The organism is Faecalibacterium sp. DFI.5.82, assembly GCF_029076575.1.
GTDB classification, from domain to species: Bacteria; Bacillota; Clostridia; order Oscillospirales; family Ruminococcaceae; genus Faecalibacterium; species Faecalibacterium duncaniae.
This window is the reverse complement of record NZ_JARFIS010000974.1, coordinates 1-293: the sequence shown is the minus strand read 5'-3', so window position 1 is coordinate 293 and position 293 is coordinate 1. Positions and strand designations below refer to the sequence as shown.

Annotated in this window: 2 pseudogenes; both read right to left on the bottom strand. The window is 46.8% G+C overall.

The window, feature by feature from the left end:
* Positions 1 to 77, bottom strand: a pseudogene (locus P0G09_RS20965) (reverse transcriptase); the annotation flags it as partial.
* Positions 78 to 293 (bottom strand): annotated as a pseudogene (locus P0G09_RS19745) (group II intron reverse transcriptase/maturase); the annotation flags it as partial. It abuts the pseudogene before it with no gap.

The window sequence follows — 293 nt, the reverse complement described above, 5'->3', positions numbered from 1 at the left end:
ACCGTAGGGATTCCCAGCCGCCGCATTTTGCCGTTGCTTTTTGGAATATATTCACGGCGGGCTGGTTTGGGCTGGTATTAGCGAAAACACGATTGAATCAATAAAATCAGTTCATCTTTTGGCATTTGCAGATATTTGTCCATTTTCATCTTGTCCACTCCGGCGGTTTTACTGCCCTTATTGGAATTGATGTTATGGATGGCGGTCACAATGGTGACTTCGTGCGCCATTGCTTCCACCAGTCCGGTGAACGAAACGCCTTGCCCGGATTTCTCATAGAGCATATCCTGAAT